Raw genomic sequence first — 26,039 nt, forward strand, 5'->3', positions numbered from 1 at the left:
CCTGGCGGGCGCGACACCGACCCCGGCTGGCGGGACACCGGCCTCACCGGCCCCGGGGGGAGCCCCGGCAGGCGGACACCGGCCTGATCGGACCTGGGCGGCGGGACCGCCCTTACCGGGCCTGGCAGGTCGAGCACCAGTAGAGGTTGCGGCCGGCGAGCTCGCCGCGGCTGACCGCCGTGCCGCAGACGTGGCAGGGCGCACCGGGACGGCGGTAGACGTACACCTCACCACCGTGCCGGTCTACTCGCGGCGCCCGGCCCATCGTTTCCGGCAGGTGCTCGTCGCGCACGGTGTCGATGCGGCCCTGCCGCACGGCGAGGGTCATCAGCGTCACCAGGTCGCCCCAGAGCCGATCCCAGCCGGCGCGGTCCAGGGCCTTGCCGGGCAGCGTCGGCGGCAGGCCGGCGCGGAACAGCGCCTCGGTCACGAAGATCAACCCCGTGCCGGCCACCACCGACTGGTCGAGCAGGAGAGCGGCGAGCGGCGTCGCGCTGCGGGAGATCCGGGCGTACGCCCGATCCGGGTCGGCGTCGGCGCGCAGCGGATCGGGCCCCAGCCGGGCCCGTAGCGCCGCCACCTCGGGCGGGGTGAGCACCTCGCAGGCGGTGGGACCGCGCAGGTCGAGCCAGTGCCGGTCGTCGGGCCTCGCCCGGGAGCCGTCGTTGCTGAGCCGCAGCCGCACCTGGCCGACCGGCTCGGGCGGCTCCCCGACGCCGTCGGTCACCTTGCCGTAGAGCCCGAGGTGCACGTGCAGGGTCAGCTCGCCCGCGTGGTGGTGCAGGAGGTGCTTGCCGTACGCCTCGGTGGCGTGGAGAACGGTTCCGGTGAGCCGGGCGGCGCCGTCGGCGAACCGGCCCTGCGGGCTGCTGGCGTGCACCGGGCGGCCGGCGAAGAGCTCGGCGTGCCGGGCCGCCAGGCGGTGGATGGTGTGTCCCTCTGGCACGGGCGCAAGGGTAGTCAGCAGGGCCCGCACCTGCCATGTGCCCTGATCGTCGGGGTCGTGTAACGCACTCGGGACCCTTGGTGGCCCCTGACCGCACGAGACGTGTCGGAAAACACCCAGCCGGGTACTTGGAGGGACGTACCGCGTGGGTGCCATCCGTTCCACGGCCGCCCCGCATTACCGAGGAGGTGTGTTGTGGTCAGAATTCCTTCGCTGTCGCGCCGCCCGACGCGCGACGACAACCTCGACGGCGGTGACGCCTCGGTCGCCACCGCCCCCGCGCCGGAGGGCGCGGACCGTCCGGACGCGACACAGGCGGCGGTGACCGACCGGACGTCGTACCGCGACGGCACCGCACCCGCCGGCGTCGCCCGCACCGAAACGCCGTCCACCGACACGCGGGTGGCCGCCCCGACCGCCGGGTCCGCGGCCGCCACGCGTGGGGCGGTCGCCCGCGCCGCCACCGCCCGGCCGACCGGCGAGCTTCGGCCCGTTCCGGCCGCCGCCCGGCCCGACCGCGACGGAGACGGAGACGGAGAGCGGACCGTACGCCCGGAGCGGGACCGTCCGGTCGACGCGGACGCGGGCCGGATCGAGCCGGACCGACCGGCGGCGCTCGGACCGAAGCCCCGGGCCAGCCTGCTCGCGACCCTCGGCCTGGTGGTCGCGGTCGCCGGAGCCCTGTTCGTGCTGACCGGAACCCTCGCCGGCTACGGGATCGGACTGGGCGCGATCGGTGCGGCCCTCTCGGTGCTGGGCCTGATCGCCACCCGGCGACGGCACGTCGCCGGCAAGACCGACGCCCTGTTCGGCATCGCCCTGGGCCTGGCCGCGGTGGTCGCCGGGGTGTTGGCGATGACCGGCCTGTTCGACTGGCCGAGCACCGACGGCGACTGGGTGCAGCGGTTCCGGGAGTGGCTCGACTCACAGTTTGTGAATCGTTTCTAGCGGGCACTGTCCGGCTCGCCGGCGGTGCGCCGGCCACCAGGGCCGGTGGTTCACCGGCCGGGCCCGACCAGTCTGGTGGTTCACCAGCCGGGCGACACAGTTTCAGGGGCGGCGGTTCGCCGCCCCTGATGTGTTTCCCGCCCGCACCCGTCCCGCCGCCCCCGGCGACGACGCGCGCGAGCTTCGTCGATGTCGTCTCGGTCCCATCCCGTCGAGGCCACCGCCCTCGTTGCGCGAGCGTGACCCCGCCCAGCTCCGTGACGGCCGCCACCCGGCGGGCGCGCCAACGCTCACACGCAACGAATCGTCGGTGGTGATGACTCAGACGCAACGAACAGACGTCCTGCGCAATCCTCTGCGGTGGATCCTGCCGGCCCGGGCCGCATAACGTTGACCAACGGCGCCAGCCCGTGGGCCGACGGTGGCCGGGCGCGCCCGACCCCTGGGAGCAGGACAATGACGATGGACGCGACGCGCCAGCGCTTCCTGATGTGCCGGCCGACGTACTTCGCCGTGGACTACGCGATCAACCCGTGGATGGACCCGACCGCGCCGGTCGACACCGACCTGGCCGTCCGGCAGTGGGAGCAGCTTCGGCAGGTCTACCGCGACCTGGGCCACACCGTCGAGGAGATCGCTCCGGTGCCCGGCCTGCCCGACATGGTCTTCGCCGCCAACGGCGGCACCGTGATCGACGGCAAGGCGATGGCGGTGCAGTTCCGCGACCCGCAGCGCGCCGACGAGGCCCCCGCCTACCGGGCCTGGTTCGAGGCCGCCGGCTTCGAGATGTACGAACCGAAGCACGTCAACGAGGGCGAGGGCGACATCCTCCTCGCCGGTGACCTGTTGCTCGCCGGCACCGGCTTCCGCACCGCGCACGCGTCGCATGCCCAGTTGCAGGAGGTCTTCGGCTACCCGGTGATCACCATGCAGCTGGTCGACCCGCGCTTCTACCACCTGGACACCGCGCTGACCGTGCTCGACGAGCGCACGGTGGCGTACCTGCCGGAGGCGTTCTCCCCCGGCAGCCAGGCCGTGTTGCGCCGGCTCTTCCCGGACGCGGTGCACGCCACGATGGCCGACGCCGAGGTCTTCGGCCTGAACTCGGTCAGCGACGGCCGGCACGTGGTGCTGCCGGCGCAGGCCACCGACCTGGCCGCGAAGCTGCGCGACCGGGGCTACGAGACCATCGGTGTCGACCTGTCCGAGCTGCGTAAGGCCGGCGGCGGACCGAAGTGCTGCACGTTGCGACTCCGACAGGGAAAGGCAGACAAGTGATCGTCGACGACATGCTGCGGACGCCGGGCGCGGTCCGCGACGCGGAGCGCTGGACCGCGCACAACTACCACCCGCTGCCGGTGGTGATCTCTTCCGCCGAGGGCGCCTGGCTGACCGACGTGGACGGCCGCCGTTACCTCGACTTCCTGGCCGGCTACTCGGCGCTGAACTTCGGCCACCGCCACCCGCAGTTGATCGCCGCGGCGCACGCGCAGCTCGACCGGCTCACCCTCACCAGCCGCGCGTTCATCCACGACCAGTTCGCGGACTTCTGCCGGGAGCTGGCGGAACTCTGCGGCAAGGACCTGGTGTTGCCGATGAACACCGGCGCCGAGGCGGTGGAGACCGGGATCAAGGTCGCCCGCAAGTGGGGCTACCAGGTCAAGGGCGTACCGGCGGGGCAGGCCAACATCGTGGTCGCCGAGGGCAACTTCCACGGACGCACGACCACGATCGTGAGCTTCTCCACCGACGAGGACGCCCGGGCTGACTTCGGGCCGTACACCCCCGGGTTCACCGTGGTTCCCTACGGCGACCTGGACGCGTTGACCGCCGCGATCGACGAGAACACCGTCGCCGTGCTGATCGAGCCGATCCAGGGCGAGCAGGGCGTCGTGGTGCCGCCGGAGGGCTACCTGCCGGGCGTACGCCAGGTCTGCACCGACCGCAACGTGCTCTTCATCGCCGACGAGATCCAGTCGGGCCTCGGCCGCACCGGGGCGACGTTCGCCTGCGACCACGAGGGCGTGGTCCCGGACATGTACCTGCTCGGCAAGGCGCTCGGCGGCGGCATCGTGCCGGTCTCCGCGGTGGTCGCGAACAACGACGTGCTCGGCGTGCTCAAGCCCGGCCAGCACGGTTCGACCTTCGGTGGCAACCCGCTGGCCTGCGCGGTGGCCGTCGAGGTGGTCCGGATGCTGGCGACCGGCGAGTTCCAGCGCCGCTCCGCCGAGCTGGGCGAGCGGCTGCACGCCGGCCTTCAGGAGCTGATCGGCAAGGGTCTGGTCGCCGTGCGGGGCCGGGGCCTCTGGGCCGGACTGGACATCGACCCGGCGCTGATGACCGGCCGCGAGGCCTGCGAGCGGCTGATGGAGCGGGGCCTCCTGGCCAAGGACACCCACGGCTCGACGATCCGCCTCGCCCCGCCCCTGGTCGTCACCGAGGAGGAGATCGACCACGCGGTCGCACAGCTGGCCGCCATCCTCACCCCCTGACCCCCACCCCACCCCAACCCTGGACCCAGTGATCAAGAGGTTTGCGTCACGAACCAGCCGCTTCCTGACGCAAACCTCTTGATCAACTGCTTCGGGTGGGTGGGTGGGTGGGCCGGGTGGGGGTGGGCCGGGTGGGGGTGGGGGTTAGGGGCGGGGGAGGCGCATGGCCATGGTGGGGGCTTCCGCCATCACGGAGGTGGGGGTGAACGGCGCGCCGGCGGGCAGTTCCTCGGCCCGGCCGATCTGCACTCCCGGGTAGAGCTCGACCATGTCGTTCTCACCGAGCACCCGCGACTGCTTCGGCGCGAGCGGGATCCGCTCCGCCTCGGTCATCGACCCGCCCGGGCGGATGCCCGAGCCGTTCGTGCTGACATCGGTCACGATCACCTCACCGACCCGCAGCTCGAGATGAAGGTGGTTGCGGCTGATCCAGCGCCGCGCCTCGTCGTTCAACCACTGGCCGAGCACGATCCCGCCCTCCCCCTCGGGGGCCCGGCCGACCAGCACCGGCTGCTCCTCACTCACCACGAACCGGCGACGCACGAGCCCGCCGATCCGCACCGCGAGGACCTCGGTACGCGGACGCGGGCCCACGTCCCGGAGCCGGGTGCCGTGCCGGGGGCAGGTCGGCACGCCGTTACGCAGCGCCGGTGGTGCCTGCTCGGCGGGGCTGCGCTGTACCCGGGCCAGGTCGGCGAAGGACCCGCCACCACCGCCGCCGAAGAGAGCGCAGCCCGACTCCGGGCACCGCCACTGCCGGGTGAGCAGCTTCGCCCCGGCCGGGGATCGGTGCCCCGCGACCGGTTTGTCGCCGCCCCCGACGTGCGCCACGAGGTTCGGCCCACCGGCACCCGGCACCGGCGCGAGGACCCGACCGGGCTCCTCCGCCACCCAGGGGAACCGCCCACGCAGCCCGTCGAGACGGGCCCGGGTGAGCACCGGAAGGCCGAGCAGGTCGGCCACCTCCAGCATCCGGTCACCGGGATTGTCGAGCACCTCGACCAGCCCGTCGTCGGCCCACCGGCGCACCACCATCCGCTCGTTGGAGGTGAGGTCGGCGTCGGAGAGCAGGGCCCGGTGTACCACGGCGTAGACCTGGACGCTGTCCTCCTCCAACTGCCGGGAGAGGGCGTCGATCACCATGCCGAGCCGGAGCAGGCTGGCCGGCCGGCCACCGTCGATGTCCTGGTAGCGGATCACCTCGGCCAGGTCGAGGACGGCCCGGGCCAGCGACGGGTCGACGCAGACCCGCCCCTCGATGGCGTCCAACACCTTGCTGATCTCGAATCTCATCGGGCGCTCCGAACGATCTCGTCAATGCGACGGGCCAGGTCGAAGTCACGGCGAGTGACCCCGCCGGCCGAGTGGGTGACGCATCGGAACGTCACGGTCCGCCACCGGATGTCGATGTCCGGGTGGTGGTCGATCTCCTCGGCCGTCACGGCGACCCGGTCCACCACCGCGATGGCGGCCGGGAAGCTGGCCAGCTCGACGCTACGGTTGATCCCGGTCGGGTCACCCGACCATCCGGACAGCCCGCCCAGCTCCTGTTCCACCGCCTCCGCGGTGAGCACGTCTGCCATGGGGTGACCCTACCGGGGCGGGAAGCCCCGGCAGGCGGAGCCCGACGGCGCGTACGGGCGGAGTGCCGAACCGGGGTGGAACCTCCCGGCCTCAGCCCCGCAGCGGACGCCCCACCTCGTGCAGGTGGGCGAGCGCCTGCCGGTACGAGTCGACGAGCCCGGTCTCGGCGTACGGGATGCCGCGTTCCGCGCAGTACGCCCGCACGATCGGCTGGGCCCGGCGCAGGTTCGCCCTCGGCATGTTCGGGAAGAGGTGGTGCTCGATCTGGTAGTTGAGCCCGCCCAGCGCCGCGTCGACGAGTGCGCCACCCCGTACGTTGCGCGAGGTGAGGACCTGCTTGCGCAGGAAGTCCAGTTCGTCGTCGGCCGTCGGCATCGGCATGCCCTTGTGGTTCGGGGCGAAGGAGCAGCCCATGTAGAGGCCAAACAGTCCCTGGTGGACGGCCGCGAAGAGCAGCGCCTTGCCCGGCGACATGGCCAGCAGCAGCGCGGCGAGATAGCCCGCCGTGTGCACGCCCAGCAGCAGCGCCTCGACCCGCCGGTGCCGCATCGGCGTCTGGTACCGGCCGTCCGGCTCCCGCCCGACGATCGCCCGGATGCTCGCGACGTGCAGGTTGAGCCCTTCCAGCAGCAGCATCGGGAAGAACAGGTACGCCTGCCGCCGGGCCAGCCAGCGCCCGAAGCCGCGAGTGTCGAGGGCCTGCTCGTACGTCCAGACCAGCGCGCCGGCACCGACGTCCGGGTCCTCGTCCTCGTGGTTCGGGTTGGCGTGGTGCCGGTTGTGCTTGTCCACCCACCAGCCGTAGCTGAGCCCCACCGCGAGGTTGCCGGCGAGCAGGCCGACCGCCTCGCTCGGGCCACGCCGGCGGAACATCTGCCGGTGCCCGGCGTCGTGGCCGAGGAACGCGACCTGCGTGGTGGCCACCGCCAGCACGACCGCGACCAGCGGCTGCCACCAGGAGTCGCCCAGCGCGAAGACCGCCACCCAGCCGGCGGCGTAGGCACCCAGCGTGAGCGCGATCCGCGCCGCGTACCAGCCCGGACGCCGCTGCAGCAAGCCCGCCTGACTGATCCGTCGGGACAACTGTGCGTAGTCACTTCCTCGCCGTACCGGCGGATCCGCCACCGCTGACAGCACCATCGCCGCTCCCGTTTCGTCGACATACGGCCGGCCATGACGGCTCGACCTCCGCCATCGAGTCTCCGGAGATCGGTAGCGTTGAGTAACCCTGTCAGCCCCCGAGTGGGGGTAGGGAGGGCCCTACCCCGCTCGTGACCCCGCTCGTGCTACGGCGCGCGCCGGGCTGCGGGAAGTCACGGGCGGGTGTGCTCGTACACCCAGGCCGCGTACCCGGGATCCCCGCTCTCCACCCGGGTCACCAGGATCTCCGGCACCTCGTACGGGTGGTTGACCCGGATCTGGTCGACCAGCGCGGCCACCCGGTCCGGGGCGGTCTTGAACTGCACCGACCACTCGGTGCTGGTCTCCACACCGGAGCGCCACCAGTACGTGCTGTCGACCTGCCCACCGACCTGCGCGCAGGCGGCGAGCCGGCCGGCCACGGCGGCCGCCGCCAACACGTCGGCGACCGAACGGGCGTCCACCACCGTCGTCACCACGCTGATCCGGTCCACGACCGCACCCTACGCGGCGGGGTCACCGTCGCTCATGACCACACCGTCCCGATTCGCCGCGATCCACTCGTCGATCCGGGCCCACCAGTCGAAGAGCCAGTCGATGCGTTCCTGCCGGGCCTGCGGAATCTCCTCGGGCGGCACCGACCAGAACCGCATCACGATCCGCTTGTCCATCGGCAGCTCACGCCAGACGTCACCGACGGTCAGCATGCGGTCCAGTCCGGTGTGCGCCACGAAGACGACCCCGGCCTCCGGGGCGGCGTCCAGCGCGGCCAGCAGCCCACCGGGTTGCGGGGCGAGCACGTGCCGCATCCGCTCGGCCCGCAGTGCCATCCGCTCCAGGCCCAGCGACCGCAGGCGGGCGATGGCGTGTAACCGCCGCCTGGGCGTGAAGTTGCCACCCTCCGGGAAGATCACGAAGGCGTCGTCGTCGTCCAGGCCGACGGCCAGGTTCCCGATCTGGCGGATCGCCACCTCAGCCCGGTCGTGGTCGGGTGAGGGCGCGATGAACCGGCTCGGCAACCGGTTGAGCAGCACGTCGATCGCTGGGTCCCACTGGAGGCTGTCCTTGAGCACGATCCGCGGCTCGCGCTTGAACCAGTTCACCAGGGCGTGGATCAGGATGAACGAGTCACCGGGCCCGGCATGCCGGCAGAGCACCAGCTCGGGGCGGCCGGGCAGGGCCGTGTCCGGGTCGGCGCCGGTCACGTCGATGCGCAGCCGCAACGTCCACCGGGCCTGCCAGAAGAGCGCCCGCAGGAACCAGCCGGCGAGCACGTAGTGGGCCCGTTGGAAGCCCGGCGAGCGGACCCGGGCACCGAAGCCGGACCCGACCCAGAGTCCGAAGAGCGCGATCAGCGCCGCCGCGTCCCAGGCCAGGTAGACGCAGCCGATCCAGAGCAGCCGTAGCGGGCGCAGCCGACCGGGAACCAGTGGTGACAGGGCCGCCGCGAGCAGGGCCCAGACCGGCAGGGTGGTGACCACCACAACGGCGAGCAGGACCACGGCGGGTGCCAGCAGCACCCGGCGCACCCACCGTGGCGGCAGCGGCATCAACGCTCCAGGTTGGCCAGGTACCGCCGGGAGGCCGTGTACGCGCGGCTGATCCGCCGTCCCACCGCCGCCACGTCCCGGTACGCCCACGGCGTGTCGTCGCGGGGGTTCAGCCCACCGGTCGGCAGCACGTGCACCTCGACCCCGTCGGGCAGCGCGGCCATCTCCCGGAAGAACCGGTGCCGCCGGGCGATCTCGAACGCGACCTGGGCGATCTCCCAGGGCCGGCGGGGCGGGGAGAGCTCCCGTTCGATCCGGCCCACCTGGAGTACGAAGATCCGGGTGGCGCCGGCCGTGACCGCCTCGCCGATCGGGATCGAGTTGACGATCCCGCCGTCGATGTAGTGCGCGCCGTCGATCTCGGTGGGCGGCAGCAGTCCGGGCACCGAGGCGGAGGCGAGCACGGCCGGCACCACCGGTCCGCTGTCGAACCAGTGTTCGGCGGCCCGCTCGATGTGCGCCGCACAGCACCGGAACGGCACCCGCAGGTCGGCGAAGGTCGTCTCGGCCCCCAACTCCGACTCGAGCAGCCGGCGCAGCGGGCGCGGTGAGTGCAGGTGCGTGCGGGCGGCGAACCGGCGCAGCTGGCGCGCCACGGAGTCGCCGTACACCTCGCTCGCCTCGGGCGACGACCACAACTTGACCAACCGGTCGGTGACCGCTTCGGACGGGTCCGCGGCGACCAGCGCGCCGTTGACCGCGCCGATGGAGGTGCCGAGCACCAGGTCCGGCTGGATGCCCGCCCGGAACAGCGCGCGGAGCATGCCCACCTCGACCGCGCCGAGCACGCCACCGCCGCCGAGCACGAACGCCACCGGTCCCGCCGCCATGCCGTTCATCCTGGCACGACCACGGGGCCCGGCCCGCCGGTCAGCCGGGTGAGCCCGGCCACCCCGGCCACCGCCGGTCCGCATCGGACGCCGGGCGTCCGGAAGCCGGCCGGCCCGGGTACGCGCGCGCCGGGACGGCGCCGCCCGGAACAGCGAGCCGGGCTACGCGCGTCGACCGCCGCGCGTCGGCGTGACCCCGCCACCGGCGGCCGAGTCAACGACCGGTGAGCCGGACCGGCTCCCGGACCGTACGCCAGGGCGCGGCCACCACGTGCCGGTAGACCGCCTCGTAGCCCAGCGCCATCCGGGTCGTGGAGAAGTTGGCCTCGACGTGCGCCACACAGTCGGCCGGGTCGAGCCACTCCACGGCCCGCAGCGCCGCCGGCAGCTCCTCCGGCCCCTCGCACACGAGGCCCGTCACTCCGGTCGTGACCAGCTCCGGCACCGCCCCCCGGGCGAGCGCGACCACCGGGGTGCCGGTGGCCATCGCCTCGACCATCACCATCCCGAACGGCTCATCCCACTGGATCGGCATGATCAGGCATCGGGCGTCGAGGAGCATCCGTAGCGTGCTCTCCCGGTCGGCGTTGAGCACCACCTCGACGTCGTCGCCGAGCATCGGCGCCACCACCTCGTCGTAGTACCGGCGCTCGGCGGGCTCGTTGCACTTGCCGGCCAGCAGCAGTGGCAGGCCGGCGGCGCGACAGGCCCGGATCGCGACGTCCGGCCCCTTGTCCGGGCTGAACCGCGCCAGCCACAGCACCGGGCCCGGAGCGGACACCGATTTGCGTGGCAGGTCCCGCAGGTCCAGGCCGTTGTGCACCGTCCCGACCCAGGGCAGCCCCGGGTTCAGCCCGCGCTGCGTGTGCGAGATGGCGACCAGCCCGACGCCGTGGTCGGTGTCGCTGAGCACGCTGCCGTACTCGCCGACCGGATTGCCGTGCACGGTCGCCACCGTGGGCACGCTGCGCCGCCCCGCGACGAGCGGGCCGATCGTGGTGTGGTCGTGGATGACGTCGAAGTCCGCACGATCGATCAACTGGCGTACCCGGGCCAGGTGGGCCAGTTCGGGAAGGGACTCACCGAGCCGCGCGTACTGCAGCTGCGACCCGGTGGAGACGAAGGCCTGCGCGCTGGTCCCGTGCCACTCGCCGGCGCCGAAGAGGGTCACCGCGTGGCCCCGGCGCACGAGGGCGTCCACCAGACCCGCCACGACCTGTTCCAGCCCGCCGTAACCGGGCGGCGGTACGGATAGCCACGGCGGCACGACCATCGCGATCCGCAGCGGCCGGCCGGCCGGCCGCTCGCTCGTCAGATGGGTCGCGCCCAAGGGTCCTCCCGTCGGTTCCCGGTGCGCGCGGTACGCCGGTGCACGGCCCGCTTTCCCGCGCCGGGCGCGGATAAACCGGACAACCGGGACGCTCCACTCGTCCGCCCCTGCGACGTCTCACTCCCCGACGAGCAGTTGGGTTTCCACCTCCCGTACGCCCGGCGCCGACCAGGCCACCCGTTCGGCCTGGTCCCGTTCCCACCAGGACCGCACCACGCCGCTGAGCACCAGCGTGTCCCCGTCCACCGCCACCGACACCTGCCGGGTGCCGAGAGCGCGCCCGAGCGCCCGCCGGACGTCGCGGAGCATCCGGTCGGTGTCCGTCGGCGCGGGCGGGCGTACCTCGATGAGGTTCGTGATGCCGCGTACGCCCCGCAGCCGGCGCAGCTCGCGCTCGGCGCTGCGGCGCTGCCAGCCGAACTCCACCTCGCCCCGGAGCATCACCCAGCCGTTGGCGACTGTCACATCCAGCCGCTCGGCGGGGACGAAGCTGTCCCATTCCAGCGCCCGGCTGGCGGCGATGGCGATCTCCGCATCGGTGACTCCGGGACTGCCGGGGAGGCGTACCTCGATGTCGTCGGCGACCGCGCGCACCCCGCGTACGCGCTGCGCGCACCGGGTCGCGGCCCACCGCCGGGCGGAGCTGTCGACCCAGCCGGTCAGGTTGACCACCCCCTGCTCGACGCTCACCCCGATCTCGTTCGGCTGCACCTCGGCGTCCCAGGCCAGCTCGGCCAGGACGTCCTGCTGGATCCGCTGGTCCTCGCGGGCGGCGGCTGCCGTGCTCATCGCGTCCCTCCCCTCGCCGGTGCTGCCGAGACTGCCCCCGATACGGGTGACGGCGGTTCACCCGTACCGGGTGAACCGCCGTCTTCAGCGGAGGCGGCGGCGGGCGACGGAGCAACCCCCTTGTCTCCGTCACCCGCCGCCTGGAGGAGGAGGCAGGTTCAGTTGTCGGTCAGGACGTCTCGGTGAGCGTGACGGTCGCGGTGGCCTCGGCGCCGTTGCGCTTGTAGTGCACCTCGACCCGGTCACCCACCTTGCCGCCCTGGACCGCGCCGACCAGGTCGTCCGAGTCGTTGATCACCTTGTCGCCGAAGCGGGTGATGACGTCGCCCCGCTGGAGGCCGGCCTTCTCGGCCGCGCTGCCCGGGGTGACGTCGCGGACCATCGCGCCGCCGCCCTCGGCCATGCTCACGCTGACCCCGAGCGACGGGTGGCTGACCTTCTCGCCGCGCTGGAGCTTCCCGGCGACGTCCTTGGCCTTGTTGCTCGGGATGGCGAAGCCCACGCCGATGTTGCCGGTGCTCTGCCCGGAGGTGGCGATCGCGGTGTTGATGCCGATCACCTCACCCCGGGTGTTGACCAGCGCACCACCGGAGTTACCGGGGTTGATCGGGGCGTCGGTCTGGAGCAGCCCGGCGATCGAGGAGGCCGTCTGGCGCGGGTCCTGCTGCTGGCCGTCACCGGCCTGGATCGTACGGTCGCGGGCGCTCAGGATGCCGGCGGTGACGGAGCCCTGCAGCCCCAACGGGCTACCCAGGGCGAGCACCTGGTCGCCGACCTGCATTCCGTCGCTGTCGCCGAACTTGGCCGCCTTCAGGTTGCTCACCCCGTTGGCCTTCACCACGGCGAGGTCGGTCTTCGGGTCGGTACCGACGATCTTGGCTTCGGCGTTCGTACCGTCGGCGAAGACCACCCGCACGGTGTCGCCGTCGGCCGAGGCCACCACGTGGTTGTTGGTGAGCACGTAGCCGTCGGCGGTCAGGATCACGCCGGAGCCCTCGCCGTTCTCGGTGGCGATGGAGACGACGCTGTCCTGCACCGAGGCGGCGATCTTCGGCAGGTCCGCGCTGTTGATCACCGGCGCGGCCGAGTAGGTGCGCGTCACGCCGCCACCGTCACCGTCCAGGGCGAGCGCGAGCGCACCGCCGCCGACACCGGAGCCGAGCATCAGCGCGAGCATCACGACTCCAGCGCCGGCGAACTTGGCGATCCGGCCCATCCGCGGCGCACCGGGATTGGCGTCGGGCTGGGTGTTGACCGCCCACGGCGGCAGGGGCTGGCCCGGCTGCTGCCCGTACGGCTGGGTTCCGGCACCCGGCTGGCCCCCGCCCGCCCAGCCGGAGTGCTGGTTCGGGTACCAGTGGCCGCCCGGGTAGCCGGCGGCCGGCTGCGGGTACCCGTGCTGGCCCGGCACGTGGTGGCCAGGCTGGCCCGGCATGTGCTGGCCCGGCATGTGCTGGCCCGGAGCCGGGTGGCCGGCATATGTGGGCGTACCGGCGTACGGCTGGTAGCCGCTCCCGGCGGTCGTGGTCGCCGCCTGGGTCGCGTCGGCGTCCGCGTTCGCGCCGGACGGCGTCGCCACCGGCTGGGTCGCGTCGGCGTCCGCGTTCGCGCCGGACGTCGTAGCCATCGAAACGGTCGCGTCGGCGTCCCGGGCGGCGTCGGTTCCGGTGCCGGCCAGGGCGGCGGGCTCCGGGGTGACGGCGGCGGGAGCCGCGGACTGATCTGTGTCCCGGGCCGCCGGATCGGCACCCGGGTCGGTGGTCGGGGAGTCGGACTGCGCGCGCTCCACGCGCGGCAGCTCGGCGGTGAGGTGCGACGGCTCGGCGTCTGCGGGGGCCGGCCGGCGCTGCGGGTCGGACTCGTACTCGGTCATGACCTAACCTTCTCCCGTTGCTCTGCGATCAAGCTGGAACCGACCTGGAAGTTGCCTGAAAGTCACTCGCCGTCCGCGTCTGTCGCCGGCACCAGGGGCAGCCGGACCCGGAAGGTGGCCCCACCGCCCGGCGTCTCAGCGACCTCCACGTTCCCGTGGTGGGCGCTGACCAGGGCCGCCACGATGGCCAGGCCGAGGCCCGTACCGGTGTTTCCGCCGGCCCGGCGGGTACGGGCCGCGTCGACCCGGTAGAACCGCTCGAAGACGCGTTCGGCCTGCTCCGGGGTCAACCCGGGGCCGGTGTCGGCCACCTCCACCACGGCCAGGTTCCCCCGCTCGGCGCGCAGCCGGAGGGTCACGGAGGCGTCCGGCGGGGTGTGGCTGAGCGCGTTGGTCATGAGGTTGCCGATGATCTGACGCAGCCGGGCGTCGTCGCCGAGCACCACCAGCGGACCGGCGCCGGGTTCGATCTCCAGCTCGATCCTCCGGTCCGGGGCGACCGCCCGGGCGGCCTGGACCGCGTCACCGGCGAGCACCGGCAGCTCCACCGGGGCCAGGGTGATCGGCCGTTCCCGGTCCAGCCGGGCGAGCAGCAGCAGGTCCTCCACGAGCAGGCCCATCCGGGCCGCCTCGTCCTCGATGCGGCGCAGCAGCCCGGCCGTCTGCTCCGGGTCGCGGGCGGCGCCCTGCCGGTACAGCTCGGCGAAGCCGCGGATGGTGGTCAACGGGGTACGCAGCTCGTGCGAGGCGTCCGCCACGAACTGCCGCATCCGCTCCTCCGAGCGGCGCGCCCGGGCCTCGGACGCCTGGGCGGCGACGGCCGCGTCCCGGGCGGCCACCTCGGCCGAGCGGGCGGCGCTCTCCGAGGCGGCCCGGGCCGTGAAGGCGGCCTCGATCTGGCTCAGCATCGCGTTCAGCGCGCGGGAGAGCCGGCCCAGCTCCGACGTGGGGTACTCCTGCCCCTGCTCCGGATCGGGCACCCGCTGGGTGAGGTCGCCGCCGGCGATGGCGGCAGCCGTCCGCTCGATCTCGACAAGCGGCTTCAGGCTGGTCCGCACGATCGCCGCGCCGACGGAGGCGAGCAGGATCAGCACCGCCCCGCCGACCAGCACGTCGATCCAGAGCAGCTGCCGCACAGCGACGTCGACGTCCGCGAGGTTCTGACCGACGACTGTGAACTGGTCGTCGCCCACCTGGCGCACATTGATCCGCCAACGGACGCGCTTGTCGGCCCCGTCCGTGGTGAAGGCTTCCCGGCCGGCGTGCCGCTCGTACCAGCCAGGGTCGTTCAGGCCCGCAGGCAGGTCGTTCTCGGCGAGTGACGGATCCCGCAGCACGAAACGAAGGCGGAGATTACGGTCGAAGTTGACCACCAGGTAGTCGGTCGGCAAGTTGTTCGCGGTGGTCTCGTTGGCCACGATGCCGCGATCCAGCTGCGTGGTGAGCTGACCGTCGATCCGACCGACCAGATAGCTGTGCAGGAAATAGGCCGTCGCCACGCTGATCACCACGAGTGCGAGGGTGACCAGCGTGAGGACAGCGGTGACCAGCTTCACCCGCAACGGAACGCTGCGCAGCCGTCCCTTCGCCTGTCCGACCGCGTTCACGCCGCCGGCTTGCGCAGCACGTACCCCACGCCGCGGAGCGTGTGGATCAACCGGGGCTGGGTGGTGTCGACCTTGCGCCGCAGGTACGAGATGTACGACTCGACGATGTTGTCGTCGCCGCGGAAGTCGTAGTTCCACACGTGGTCGAGGATCTGCGCCTTGGACAGCACGCGGTTGGCGTTCAACATCAGGTAGCGCAGCAGCTTGAACTCGGTCGGCGAGAGCTGCACCCGCTGGCCGGCCCGGTAGACCTCGTGGGTCTCCTCGTCCAGTTCGAGGTCGGCGAAGGTCAGCCGGGAGGGCGGCTGCTCCCCGCTGCTCGTACGGCGCAGCACCGCCCGGATCCGCGCGGTCAACTCCTCCAGGCTGAACGGCTTGGTGACGTAGTCGTCCCCGCCCAGGGTGAGGCCGCGGATCTTGTCGTCGGTGGCGTCCCGTGCGGTCAGGAAGACCACTGGCGTACGGGTGCCGGCCTCCCTGAGCATCCGGATGACCTCGAAGCCGTCGAGGTCGGGGAGCATCACGTCGAGTACGACGAGGTCCGGCCGGTGGTCCTTGGCGGCGGTCAGCGCGGTGCTGCCGCTGGTCGCGGTGGCCACGTCGAAACCCGCGAACCGCAGGCTCGCGGAGAGCAGTTCGAGGATGTTGGGGTCGTCCTCGACGACGAGCAGTCGCGCCTCGGTCTGGGTAGCGGGCATGTGCCCCATCATCCGCGAAGTGACTGCGCCCGCGCTGGACGCTTCCTGCAAAGAACCTGTGAGCGGGGAGAGCGGCGTTCGGGCCGGGTACCGCGCCCGGACGCGTCCACCGGCCGGTCAGCGCAGCAGCCGGCGGAGCCCGTCCAGGGCGCCGTCGAGCAGCCGGATCGCGGTGCCCAGCTGCGAGTCGGTGAACCGGCGGGCGCGTACCAGCCGGCCCACCTCGGCGGTGAACTCGGCCAACCGCTTGTCGAACTCGGCAAGCGCGGCCGGAGCGGGCTCCGCCCCCCGCGGCGGACCGGGCGGGAACGGCGGCGGCCCGGAGGTGAACGAGGGCGGTTCCCACCTTGCGCGCCGCTCCTGCCGGGTTTGCCGCGTGGCCTCCCGCAGCTCCCGCTTGAGGTCACGGACGGAGCCACGTACCTCGTTGCGGATCTCGCCGGCGAGCGCGGAGAGATCCTCGACCGAGGCCGCGATGTCCGACTCCAGCGCGGCCAGTTCGTCGGCACGTTGCCGCAGCTCGGCCCGGCCGGCGTCGGTGATCTCGTACGTCTTCCGGCCACCGGCGGCGGTGTGCGTGACCAGCCCCTCCGCCTCCAACCGCTGGAGGCGGGGGTAGATGGTGCCGGCGCTGGGTGCGTAGAGGCCGAGGAAGCGGTCCTCGAGCAACCGGATCAGCTCGTAGCCGTGCTTCGGGCCGTCGTCCAGGAGCCTGAGCAGGTACAGCCGGAGCCGCCCGTGACTGAAGACAGCCGTCACGGCAGCTCATCCTCCTCGTCGTCCACCGGGCGGGCGAGCAGCGCGATGCTGCCGGACGTGGCGGACGCCCAGAGCTTACCGTCGCCGGTGCCGAGCACTCCCTCGCTGTTGGCCACCGAGCCGATCGTGGACTCGGTGCGCACCTGCTGGAAGCCGCTGGTGATCCGGCCGGAGGTGGTGTGCAGGCGTACGGCGAGGTCGCTGTCCTCGCGGACCCGGACGGTGATGCTGCCGGAGATGGTGTGCAGCCGGATCTCGCTGCTGCGCGGATTGTCGAGATCGCAGGTGATCGCACCCGACACCGTCTGCGCCCGTACCTGCGCGGCGGCGCTGTCGGCCAGGATGACCTCGCCGGAGACGGTCTCCATGTGCAGGTCGCCGCCGACGCCGAGCGCCTCGACCGGCCCGGAGACGATCTTCGCCATGGTGCTGCCGCGCAGGCCCATCAGGGTGATCTGCCCGGAGGTGACGTCGGCGCGGGTCTGCCGGCGCAGCCCGGAGGCGACCAGCGAGCCGTCGACCAGGCGCAGGTCGGCCCAGACGTCGGCGGGTACCGCGATGGAGACGTCCACCCGGGCCCAGTGCCCGAACGGCCCGCTCCACCGGAAGAGGTCCCGCCAGCTCCAGTTCCGTTCCTGCCGGACGGAGAGCCGCCCGTCGTGGTGGTCGACCAGGATCGGCCGGCGGCCCACCCGGGTGATGTCGACCCGGGCCGGCCCGTCGGTGGCCACCACGTTCAGCCGCCCGCTGAACAGGCGCACGTCCAGCCGGTTCACCGGCCCGTCCAGGCTCAGCCGCTGTGGGCTGTCGACCGTCCAACCGGCCATGGCATCCTCCCCCTCCGACGACACGCCGGCGGCGCGTCGATGAGGGAGAGAGTAACGCGATACATCGCGACAGCACAAGACTGTCGCGTTTCCCTCAGGCCGCCAGGTCGAGCCCTCCGGCGCCGATCCGGTCCGAGCGGTCCACCACGCGGCCGGAGAGCGGCGAGGCCGGGCCGAAGTCGCCCGACCGACGTGCCGGGACGGCGACAGCCGGCACGAGATGCACGGCGGACTCGGCCGCCCGGGCCAGCAACCGACGGTCCGCGTCCCCGCTCGGGTGCAGCGCGGCGGTGATAGTCACCGTGACCTCGAGTCCCCGGGCCGCGAGCACCCGGCGTACCGAGCGCAGCAGGCTCTCCTCGCCCAGGAAGGCGGCCGCCGTGGTGCCCGCCCCGGTCGCCGCCGAGCGGTAGACGATCCGCAGCGGGACGATCGGGGCGCCGGCGTCGATCGCCGCCTGGAACATGGCCGGCCGGAAACCGCCGCCGGGGCGGCAGTCGACCGCACCGTCCCCCGCGCACCAGGTCGTACCCTCCGGGAAGACGGCGACCGCCCGACCGCCACGCAGCGCGTCGGCGACCCGGCGCACGGCGACCGGTAGCTCGCGGGGCCGGGACCGGTCCACGAAGAGGGTGCCCGCCGCGGCGGCCAGCAGGCCGATCAGCGGCCAGGATCGGACCTCCCGCTTCGCCATCATCCGGCTCGGGGCGGCGGCCAGCACGACCAGGATGTCGAACCAGGACATGTGGTTCGCGACCAGCAACGACCGCCGCCGGGGTGGCCGACCGCGCACCACCAGGCGCACCCCGAAGGCTCGGGCGGTCCACCGGGCCCAGGCACGCACCGCCGCCTGCCCGTCCCGGCCCGGGAGCATCGGCAGTACCGCGGCCAGTCCGGCGCCGAGCAGCAGCATCCCGACCCCGGCGAGCAGCCTTCCCACCTGCTGGACCACCGGTACACCCGGCGTCTCCCCCGCAGCCGGCAGGCACTGCTCACCACAGCCGGAGGTGGGGCGCCACAGGTCGTTCGTCATAGCGGTCACTGCTCCGACCCACCGAGGAAGTGCCGCAGGTAGCGCGGGTTCATCCGGTCCAGGGAGAGGAGTACGTAGAAGTCGGCGACGCCGAAGTCCGGGTCGTACGACGGCTCGCCGCAGATCCACGCGCCGAGCCGCAGGTAGCCGCGGAGCAGCGGTGGCACCAGACTCGAATCGTCCGGCCCACCGGTCGGTGCGGCCGGCGCCTCGGCGAACCAGGGCCGTCGCGGACGTACCCGCAGCGGCGGCGGAGCCAGGTGCCGGGCCTGCGCCCGCGACCACACCTCCGCCACGGCCCGGCCACCGTCGTCCACCGGCACCGAGGCACAGCCACCCAGCCAGCGGGATCCGCGCAGGTGCAGGTAGCGAGTGATACCGGCCCACATCAAATTGATCACCGCGCCGGTGCGGTGGTCCGGGTGCACGCAGGAGCGGCCCGCCTCGACCAGGTCGTCGCACATCGGGGCGAGCGCGGACAGGTCGAACTCGTCCTCGGCGTACCGGCGGTCGGTCCGGCCGGGCGGCAGCAGCCGGTACGTACCGACCACCGCCCCGGTGCTCTCCTGCCGGACGATCAGATGGTCGCAGTACGCGTCGAACGGGTCCACGTCCAGCCCGGTGACGTCCGGGCGGAGGTTGGCACCGAGCTCGGTGGCGAACACCTCGTGACGCAGGCGTTGCGCGGCCGCGACCTGAGTCGGGTCGTCGGCGATCAGCAGGGTGTAACCGCTGGTCGTCAGGGAGGTCCCAGCGGCATGCAGAACAGCCATGTGATCTGTGTAGGCGTCCCGGGTTGCCGGCCCGGGTGGCGAGGAGTGTCGATCCGGTGAACGCCGGTCGGCCACCGGTGTGCGTCGCGCTCACCGGTCGTGCGAGGCTGCCGGACGGGACCCGGCGGCGGTGCCGGGTCGTGCCCCCACGGAGGTCAGCCGGTGCGCATCGAGTCCCGCTACAACGGCCCGCCCGGCTCCGGCAACGGTGGCTGGAGCGCCGGGATCCTCGCCGCCGAGGCCGGTCCGGGGCCGGTCGAGGTGACACTGCGCCGGCCGCCGCCGCTGGAGACGCCCCTGGCCCTCGTCGACGGCGAGGTCCGCGACCCGACCGGGCTGGTGGTCGCCGAGATACGCCCGACCCCACCCGTCGACGCGGTGGTGCCGCCGGTGGACCGGGCCACCGCCGTCGACGCCGCCGCCAGGTACCCCGGACTGGTCGATCATCCGTTTCCCGGCTGCTACGTCTGCGGGCCACAGCGGGCGGACGGGCTACGGATCTTTCCCGGCCGGCTGCCGGACGGCCGGACCGCCGCGCCGTTCCGCGCTCCCGAGCAGGTCACGGGAGCGACCGTCTGGGCGGCGCTGGACTGCCCCGGAGGCTGGTCGGTCATCGCGCCCGGCCGCCCGTACGTCCTGGGGCGGATCGCCGCGCGCGTGGACGCGCTGCCCGAGCCGGGCGACGAGTGCGTGGTGACCGGTGTGACGGTCGCCGTCGAGGGGCGCAAGGCACTGGTGCACAGCAGCCTGTACGGGCCGGACGGCGGCCTGCTCGCCTGCGCCCGAGCCACCTGGATCGCCCTGCCGACCGGCCCGGACCGGGCCTGACCCGACCGCGGCCGATCGACGGGGCGTAGTCCTCGCGGATGACCGGACTCCTGCCCGAGGCGGAGGCGTGGGTACGGATCGCGCCTGATTGACCTTGCCGCGCGTGCCCGCCACGCTGTGCAACGGCGTACCTCGACGCCATCGCACGGGAGGAGAACGATGTCTGACGGGCAGCGAAGCCCCACCAGCGGTCAGATCGTGGTGTCCGGCCTGACGAAGCAGTACCGCAACGTCCGGGCGGTCAACAACCTGTCCTTCACGGTCGAGCCGGGTCGGGTGACCGGCTTCCTCGGCCCGAACGGCGCGGGCAAGACCACCACCCTGCGCATGCTGCTGAACCTGGTGACCCCGACCAGCGGCACGGCGACCATCGGCGGCCAGCGGTACGCCGACCTCGTCGAGCCGCTGCGGCACGTGGGCGCCGTGCTGGAGGCGTCCAGTGCGCACAAGGGCCGGACCGGGATCAACCACCTGCGGGTGCTCTGCGCGGCGGCGGGGCTGCCGAGGCAACGCGCCGACGAGGCGCTCGCCCTGGTCGGGCTGACTCCGGCGGCGAAACGGAAGTTCAAGGGCTACTCGCTCGGCATGAAGCAGCGGCTCGGCATCGCCGCGGCGATGCTCGGCGACCCCCGGGTCCTGGTCCTCGACGAGCCGGCGAACGGGCTCGACCCGGAGGGCATCCGGTGGATGCGCGGGTTGCTCAAGGGCCTGGCCCACGAGGGACGCACCGTCCTGGTCTCCAGCCACCTGCTGTCGGAGATGCAACTGCTCGCGGACGACGTGGTGATCATCGCGGCCGGTCACCTGGTCCGTCAGGGGCCGGTCGACCAGGTGATCGGATCCATGACACAGGGCGTGCGGGTCCGCGTCCGCACTCCGCAGGCCGAGGCGCTCGTCGCGGCCTTGAAGAGCCAGAACGCGACAGTCGACGGCGACGGGCAGGGCGCCCTGCTGGTCGCCGGTGTGGACGCGGCCACGGTCGGCCGGGTCGCTCTCGGGGCCGGCGTCGAGCTGCACGAACTCACCACGGAACGACCCGACCTGGAAGGGGTCTTCCTGGAGTTGACGGCCGGAAAGGCGGGCATCCGATGAACCTGGTCAGAGCCGAGCTCCTCAAGATCCGCACCACCAGCACCTGGTGGTGGCTGGCCATCGGCGCCTTCGTCTCGATCGTCCTGGCGTTCGCCTTCAACGCGTGGGTCGCGAGCACCGTGCTCGGCGGCGACGCCGACACCGTCGGGTTGAGCGGGGAGCAGTCGACGCCGGCGGCGCAGGCGGCGAACATCTACACCTCGGGCCAGTACCTCGGGCTGATGTTCGTGATGCTCATCGGCATCCTGATGGTCACCAACGAGTTCTTCCACCAGACGGCGACCACGACGTTCCTGGCGACCCCGCGGCGGACGTCGGTGATCATCGGAAAGCTCGTCGCGGCCAGCCTGCTGGGCTTCCTCTTCTGGCTGGCGACCACCGTGATCGACCTGGTGGCCGGCGCGGCGTTCCTCACCATCACCGACCACGGCACCCAGCTCGGTGAGTGGCCGGTGCAGCGGGCCCTGCTGTTCAACCTGCTCGCGTACGCGATCTGGACGATCCTCGGGGTGGGCATCGGCACGCTGATCACCAACCAGCTCGGCGCGGTGATCACGGCCGCCGTGCTCTACCTGATCGGCACTCAGGTGGTCGGTCTGCTGTTCCTCCTGCTCTCGAGCCTGCTCGACACGCAGGCGGTCGTGAAGTGGCAGGTGATCTGGCCCGCCGTGGCCTCCCAGGTAATGATCAGCGAAGGCCAGTCGCCGTTGACCCCCGCCTGGTGGGTCGGCGCGCTGGTGCTGGCCGGATACGCGCTCGTGAGCGGTGTCGCCGGTGTCCTGATCACCCGTCGGCGCGACATCTCCTGACCCGCGTCCGTCCGCCGTTCCGACGACCCCGGCCGACTGGCGACCAGCCACCGGACCGGGGTCGTCGCGGGCGGGGTTCCCCGCGGTCACCTGGACTCTTCGGCCATAGCAGGAGTCAATGGGACGCGCAGCGCTTCTTGAACTTCTGGCATCTTCTGTGAAACCGACCACGCGATGGAGGCGGAAATGCCGTAGGGATCCGCACGGCGTAGCCTTGTAGCGTCCCGAGCAGACCCGTGATAACAGGGGTCCAGCGGGCGCCGCGTGACACACCAAACCCGCGTGAAAGAGGCGATTACCGGCCGTGTCGACCCAGCAGACTTCGCAGGAGAACCCACTGGCGGGTTTCGGCCCGAACGAGTGGATCGTCGAGGAGATGTACCAGCGTTATCTCGCCGATCCCAAGAGTGTCGACTCGGCCTGGCACGACTTCTTCGCCGACTACCGCCCGGCTCCGGGTGCCGCGACCCCGCGCCCCGAGGCGAAGCCGGCGCCGACCACCACGCCGGAGCCGGCCGAGCAGCAGGAGCCGGTCGCCGCGGTCGCCCAGCCCGCCACCAAGCCCGCCGAGGCCAAGCCGAGCCCGGCCGCGCCCGCCAAGGCGGCGGCCCCGGCGAAGCCGGCGGCCACCTCCGCCGCCAAGCCGGCGGCCAAGCCGGCCGCGTCCGCCCCGACGGCGACCGGCCCGCAGACCACCCCGCTGCGCGGCGTCGCCGCGAAGATCGTCCAGAACATGGACGCCTCGCTCAGCGTGCCGACCGCGACAAGCGTGCGTGCCGTCCCGGCCAAGCTGCTGGTCGACAACCGCATCGTGATCAACAACCACCTCGCCCGGGGCCGCGGCGGCAAGGTCAGCTTCACCCACCTCATCGGGTACGCGCTGGTCCGGGCGCTGGCCCAGCACCCGGAGATGAACAACTCCTACGCCGCGGTCGACGGCAAGCCGACGCTGGTCCGTCCCGAGCACGTCAACCTGGGCATCGCGATCGACATGACCCGGCCCGACGGCAGCCGCAACCTGGTGGTCCCGTCCATCAAGTCCTGCGAGCAGATGGACTTCCGGCAGTTCTGGCAGGCGTACGAGGACGTGGTCCGGCGGGCCCGCCGTAACGAGCTGACCATGGAGGACTACGGCGGCACCACCATCTCGCTGACCAACCCGGGCGGCATCGGCACCGTCCACTCGATGCCGCGACTCATGCAGGGGCAGAGCGCGATCATCGGCGTCGGCGCCATGGAGTACCCGGCGCCGTACCAGGGCATGTCCGAGGCCACCCTCGCCGAGCTGGCGGTCAGCAAGGTCATCACGCTGACCAGCACGTACGACCACCGGGTCATCCAGGGCGCGCAGTCCGGCGAGTTCCTCAAGGCCATGCACGAGCTGGTCCTCGGCGAGCACGGCTTCTACGACGAGATCTTCACCTCGCTGCGCATCCCGTACGAGCCGGTGCGCTGGATGCGCGACGTCGCGGTCGACAGCGAGGGCCAGATCAACAAGACCGCCCGGGTGCACGAGCTGATCCACGCCTACCGGGTGCGGGGCCACCTCATGGCCGACACCGACCCGCTGGAGTTCGAGATCCGCAAGCACCCCGACCTGGACGTGCTCCAGCACGGGCTGACGCTGTGGGACCTGGACCGCACCTTCCCGGTCAACGGCTTCGCGGGCAAGCAGCGGATGAAGCTGCGCGAGATCCTCGGGGTGCTGCGCGACTCGTACTGCCGCCGGGTCGGCATCGAGTACATGCACATCCAGGACCCGGAGGAGCGGCGCTGGCTCCAGGAGCGGATCGAGCGCAAGTACGAGAAGCCCGTTCCGGACGAGCAGAAGCATGTGCTGAACCGGCTCAACGCCGCCGAGGCGTTCGAGACGTTCCTGCAGACCAAGTACGTCGGCCAGAAGCGTTTCTCGCTGGAGGGCGGCGAGTCCCTGATCCCGCTGCTGGGCGAGGTGCTGGAGTCCGCCGCCGAGGGGGGCCTGGACGAGGTCGTCATCGGCATGGCGCACCGGGGCCGGCTCAACGTGCTGGCCAACATCGTCGGCAAGCCGTACGAGAAGATCTTCTCGGAGTTCGAGGGACACCTCGACCCGCGTTCGACGCAGGGCTCCGGCGACGTGAAGTACCACCTCGGCCAGAACGGCAAGTTCACCACCCCGGACGGGGCGAACTCGGTCAAGGTCTCGGTGGTGGCCAACCCGTCGCACCTGGAGGCCGTCGACCCGGTGCTGGAGGGCATCGTCCGGGCCAAGCAGGACCGGATCGACCTGAAGCTGGAGGGCTACACCGTGCTGCCGCTGGCGGTGCACGGTGACGCGGCCTTCGCCGGCCAGGGTGTGGTGGCCGAGACCCTGAACCTGTCCCAGCTACGCGGGTACCGCACCGGCGGCACCGTGCACGTGGTGGTCAACAACCAGGTCGGCTTCACGACCGCGCCCGAGTACTCCCGGTCCAGCCTCTACAGCACCGACGTGGCCCGGATGATCCAGGCGCCGATCTTCCACGTCAACGGCGACGACCCCGAGGCCGTGGTCCGGGTCGCCCGGCTGGCCTTCGAGTACCGGCAGGCGTTCAACAAGGACGTCGTGATCGACATGGTCTGCTACCGCCGGCGTGGCCACAACGAGGGCGACGACCCCTCGATGACCAACCCGCAGATGTACAAGATCATCGACTCGAAGCGCTCGGTGCGGAAGCTCTACACCGAGGAGCTGATCGGTCGCGGCGACATCACCGTGGAGGACGCGGAGGAGCTGCTGCGCGACTACCAGGCGCAGCTCGAACGGGTCTTCAAGGCCACCCGGGACGCCGCCACGATGCCGCGGCAGCTCAGCCGGCCCCGCCGCGAGGAGGAGCCGGAGCCGCAGGTGGACACCGCGATCGACGCGTCGGTCGTGCGGGCCGTCGGCGACGCGCACGTCAACCTGCCGGACGGCTTCACCCCGCACAAGCGGATCCAGCAGCTGCTCGACCGGCGGGCCAAGATGTCCGTCGAGGGCAATATCGACTGGGGCTTCGGCGAGATCATCGCGTTCGGCTCGCTGCTGAACGACGGGGTGACGGTCCGGCTGGCCGGGCAGGACTCCCGTCGTGGCACCTTCGTGCAGCGGCACGCCTCGATCGTGGACGCGCGCACCGGCGAGGACTACCTCCCGCTGAAGTCGCTGACCGGCGACGGCGAACGCTCCCGGTTCTTCGTGCACGACTCGCTGCTCAGCGAGTACGCGGCGATGGGCTTCGAGTACGGCTACTCGGTGGAGAACATCAACGCGCTGGTCTGCTGGGAGGCCCAGTTCGGCGACTTCGTCAACGGCGCCCAGTCGGTGATCGACGAGTTCATCTCCTCCGGCGAGGTCAAGTGGGGCCAGCGCTCGGCGGTGACCCTGCTGCTGCCGCACGGCCACGAGGGCCAGGGCCCGGACCACACCTCCGGCCGTCCCGAGCGGTTCCTGCAGCTCTGCGCCGAGGACAACATGCGCGTCGCCATCCCGACGACCCCGGCGAACTACTTCCACCTGCTGCGCCGCCAGGCGCTGTCGCCGAAGCGCAAGCCGCTGGTGGTGTTCACGCCGAAGTCGCTGCTGCGGCACAAGCTCTGCGTCTCCGACGTCGAGGAGTTCACCACCGGCACCTTCCAGCCGGTGCTGGCCGACTCGGCCGCCCCGGCACCGGAGTCGGTGAAGCGGGTGCTGCTCTGCTCGGGCAAGGTCTACTACGACCTGTTCCAGGCCCGGCAGGAGCGCGGCATCACCGACACCGCGATCATCCGGATCGAGCAGCTCTACCCGATGCCGGTGGAGGAGATCCGGGCCGCGCTGGCGCAGTACCCGAACGCCGAGGACTTCGCCTGGGTGCAGGAGGAGCCGGCCAACCAGGGCGCCTGGTCGTTCGTCGCGCTCAACCTGCTCGAGCACCTCGCGGACGTACGGCTGCGCCGGATCTCCCGGCCCGCCGCCGCCGCCCCGTCGGTCGGCTCGGCCAAGATGCACGAGGTCGAGCAGAACGCCCTGATCGAGGCGGCTCTCCCCCGCCCGTGATCTGATCGCGTCGCAAGCCGGGGCAGGACCGTCATGGACGGCCTGCCCCGGCTGCGTCGGTAGCAGAACCGCCCGGCGCGCGTCGGGCCTAGAAA

Annotated in this window: 23 protein-coding genes; 7 read left to right on the forward strand and 16 right to left on the reverse strand. The window is 72.2% G+C overall.

Features of this window, described 5'->3' with window-relative positions; genetic code table 11:
• Window positions 1-112 precede the first annotated feature (112 nt).
• Window positions 113-946, reverse strand: coding sequence for an Fpg/Nei family DNA glycosylase (locus BXA10_RS20095; RefSeq protein WP_084753058.1), 834 nt, complete (start codon window positions 944-946; stop codon window positions 113-115).
• A gap of 195 nt (window positions 947-1,141) precedes the next feature.
• Here BXA10_RS20095 and BXA10_RS20100 point away from each other — a divergent pair, with 195 nt between their 5' ends.
• The 3 genes from BXA10_RS20100 (at window position 1,142) to rocD (ending at window position 4,386) form a co-directional block, all read left to right on the forward strand.
• On the forward strand, window positions 1,142-1,894 hold the full coding sequence (locus BXA10_RS20100) for a DUF308 domain-containing protein (RefSeq protein ID WP_076472034.1): 753 nt from the start codon (window positions 1,142-1,144) through the stop codon (window positions 1,892-1,894).
• 462 nt (window positions 1,895-2,356) lie between these two features.
• Window positions 2,357-3,172 (forward strand): dimethylargininase, encoded by an 816-nt coding sequence (gene ddaH / locus BXA10_RS20105; RefSeq protein WP_175649258.1) that lies wholly within the window; start codon window positions 2,357-2,359, stop codon window positions 3,170-3,172.
• A complete protein-coding gene (gene rocD / locus BXA10_RS20110) occupies window positions 3,172-4,386 on the forward strand; it encodes an ornithine--oxo-acid transaminase (protein WP_175649257.1) in 1,215 nt (404 codons plus the stop codon). Before ddaH ends, rocD begins: the two co-directional genes overlap by 1 nt.
• 144 nt (window positions 4,387-4,530) lie before the next feature.
• Here rocD and BXA10_RS20115 read toward each other — a convergent pair whose 3' ends face one another.
• The 15 genes from BXA10_RS20115 to BXA10_RS20185 form a co-directional block, all read right to left on the reverse strand.
• Window positions 4,531-5,679, reverse strand: coding sequence for an FHA domain-containing protein (locus tag BXA10_RS20115; RefSeq protein WP_076472039.1), 1,149 nt, complete (start codon window positions 5,677-5,679; stop codon window positions 4,531-4,533).
• Window positions 5,676-5,969 (reverse strand): 4a-hydroxytetrahydrobiopterin dehydratase, encoded by a 294-nt coding sequence (locus BXA10_RS20120; RefSeq protein WP_076472040.1) that lies wholly within the window; start codon window positions 5,967-5,969, stop codon window positions 5,676-5,678. Before BXA10_RS20120 ends, BXA10_RS20115 begins: the two co-directional genes overlap by 4 nt.
• 91 nt (window positions 5,970-6,060) lie before the next feature.
• Window positions 6,061-7,110 carry a fatty acid desaturase family protein gene (locus tag BXA10_RS20125; RefSeq protein ID WP_076472041.1) on the reverse strand — a complete coding sequence of 350 codons (1,050 nt, stop codon included), beginning with the start codon at window positions 7,108-7,110 and terminating at the stop codon, window positions 6,061-6,063.
• Between the two features lie 173 nt (window positions 7,111-7,283).
• The gene (gene cutA, locus BXA10_RS20130) at window positions 7,284-7,604 is read right to left on the reverse strand and encodes a divalent-cation tolerance protein CutA (RefSeq protein WP_076472042.1); all 321 of its coding nucleotides are present in this window, start codon (window positions 7,602-7,604) and stop codon (window positions 7,284-7,286) included.
• A gap of 9 nt (window positions 7,605-7,613) precedes the next feature.
• The gene (locus tag BXA10_RS20135; RefSeq protein ID WP_076472044.1) at window positions 7,614-8,660 is read right to left on the reverse strand and encodes a 1-acyl-sn-glycerol-3-phosphate acyltransferase; all 1,047 of its coding nucleotides are present in this window, start codon (window positions 8,658-8,660) and stop codon (window positions 7,614-7,616) included.
• Window positions 8,660-9,490: a patatin-like phospholipase family protein gene (locus BXA10_RS20140; protein WP_076472269.1), complete on the reverse strand. Its 831-nt coding sequence runs from the start codon at window positions 9,488-9,490 to the stop codon at window positions 8,660-8,662. The genes BXA10_RS20135 and BXA10_RS20140 overlap by 1 nt, the downstream gene beginning before the upstream one ends.
• A 214-nt stretch (window positions 9,491-9,704) precedes the next feature.
• The gene (locus BXA10_RS20145) at window positions 9,705-10,763 is read right to left on the reverse strand and encodes a glycosyltransferase family 4 protein (RefSeq protein ID WP_076472272.1); all 1,059 of its coding nucleotides are present in this window, start codon (window positions 10,761-10,763) and stop codon (window positions 9,705-9,707) included.
• A 174-nt stretch (window positions 10,764-10,937) separates the two neighbouring features.
• Window positions 10,938-11,609 carry a BON domain-containing protein gene (locus BXA10_RS20150; protein WP_076472046.1) on the reverse strand — a complete coding sequence of 224 codons (672 nt, stop codon included), beginning with the start codon at window positions 11,607-11,609 and terminating at the stop codon, window positions 10,938-10,940.
• A gap of 169 nt (window positions 11,610-11,778) precedes the next feature.
• A complete protein-coding gene (locus BXA10_RS20155) occupies window positions 11,779-13,482 on the reverse strand; it encodes a trypsin-like peptidase domain-containing protein (protein WP_076472048.1) in 1,704 nt (567 codons plus the stop codon).
• Between the two features lie 62 nt (window positions 13,483-13,544).
• Complete coding sequence (locus tag BXA10_RS20160) at window positions 13,545-15,089, reverse strand: sensor histidine kinase (protein WP_076472050.1); 1,545 nt, start codon at window positions 15,087-15,089, stop codon at window positions 13,545-13,547.
• The gene (locus BXA10_RS20165; protein WP_076472053.1) at window positions 15,086-15,787 is read right to left on the reverse strand and encodes a response regulator transcription factor; all 702 of its coding nucleotides are present in this window, start codon (window positions 15,785-15,787) and stop codon (window positions 15,086-15,088) included. The genes BXA10_RS20160 and BXA10_RS20165 overlap by 4 nt, the downstream gene beginning before the upstream one ends.
• A gap of 117 nt (window positions 15,788-15,904) precedes the next feature.
• Window positions 15,905-16,546, reverse strand: coding sequence for a PadR family transcriptional regulator (locus BXA10_RS20170; protein ID WP_076472055.1), 642 nt, complete (start codon window positions 16,544-16,546; stop codon window positions 15,905-15,907).
• Window positions 16,543-17,373 (reverse strand): DUF4097 family beta strand repeat-containing protein, encoded by an 831-nt coding sequence (locus BXA10_RS20175; protein ID WP_076472056.1) that lies wholly within the window; start codon window positions 17,371-17,373, stop codon window positions 16,543-16,545. The genes BXA10_RS20170 and BXA10_RS20175 overlap by 4 nt, the downstream gene beginning before the upstream one ends.
• Before the next feature lie 94 nt (window positions 17,374-17,467).
• Window positions 17,468-18,415 carry a lysophospholipid acyltransferase family protein gene (locus BXA10_RS20180; protein ID WP_175649252.1) on the reverse strand — a complete coding sequence of 316 codons (948 nt, stop codon included), beginning with the start codon at window positions 18,413-18,415 and terminating at the stop codon, window positions 17,468-17,470.
• Window positions 18,412-19,179 (reverse strand): GNAT family N-acetyltransferase, encoded by a 768-nt coding sequence (locus BXA10_RS20185; protein ID WP_076472059.1) that lies wholly within the window; start codon window positions 19,177-19,179, stop codon window positions 18,412-18,414. The genes BXA10_RS20180 and BXA10_RS20185 overlap by 4 nt, the downstream gene beginning before the upstream one ends.
• Window positions 19,180-19,341: 162 nt before the next feature.
• Between BXA10_RS20185 and BXA10_RS20190 the strand changes: the two genes are divergently transcribed.
• The 4 genes from BXA10_RS20190 (at window position 19,342) to BXA10_RS20205 (ending at window position 25,944) form a co-directional block, all read left to right on the forward strand.
• Window positions 19,342-20,007: a hypothetical protein gene (locus BXA10_RS20190; protein WP_076472061.1), complete on the forward strand. Its 666-nt coding sequence runs from the start codon at window positions 19,342-19,344 to the stop codon at window positions 20,005-20,007.
• A gap of 159 nt (window positions 20,008-20,166) precedes the next feature.
• A complete protein-coding gene (locus BXA10_RS20195) occupies window positions 20,167-21,099 on the forward strand; it encodes an ABC transporter ATP-binding protein (RefSeq protein ID WP_076472063.1) in 933 nt (310 codons plus the stop codon).
• Window positions 21,096-21,908, forward strand: coding sequence for an ABC transporter permease (locus BXA10_RS20200; protein WP_076472064.1), 813 nt, complete (start codon window positions 21,096-21,098; stop codon window positions 21,906-21,908). Before BXA10_RS20195 ends, BXA10_RS20200 begins: the two co-directional genes overlap by 4 nt.
• A 304-nt stretch (window positions 21,909-22,212) precedes the next feature.
• Complete coding sequence (locus BXA10_RS20205) at window positions 22,213-25,944, forward strand: multifunctional oxoglutarate decarboxylase/oxoglutarate dehydrogenase thiamine pyrophosphate-binding subunit/dihydrolipoyllysine-residue succinyltransferase subunit (protein WP_076472066.1); 3,732 nt, start codon at window positions 22,213-22,215, stop codon at window positions 25,942-25,944.
• Window positions 25,945-26,039 lie beyond the last annotated feature (95 nt).

Origin of the sequence: Micromonospora avicenniae (assembly GCF_900156065.1) — a bacterium.
In the GTDB taxonomy this organism is placed as follows: Bacteria; Actinomycetota; Actinomycetes; order Mycobacteriales; family Micromonosporaceae; genus Micromonospora; species Micromonospora avicenniae.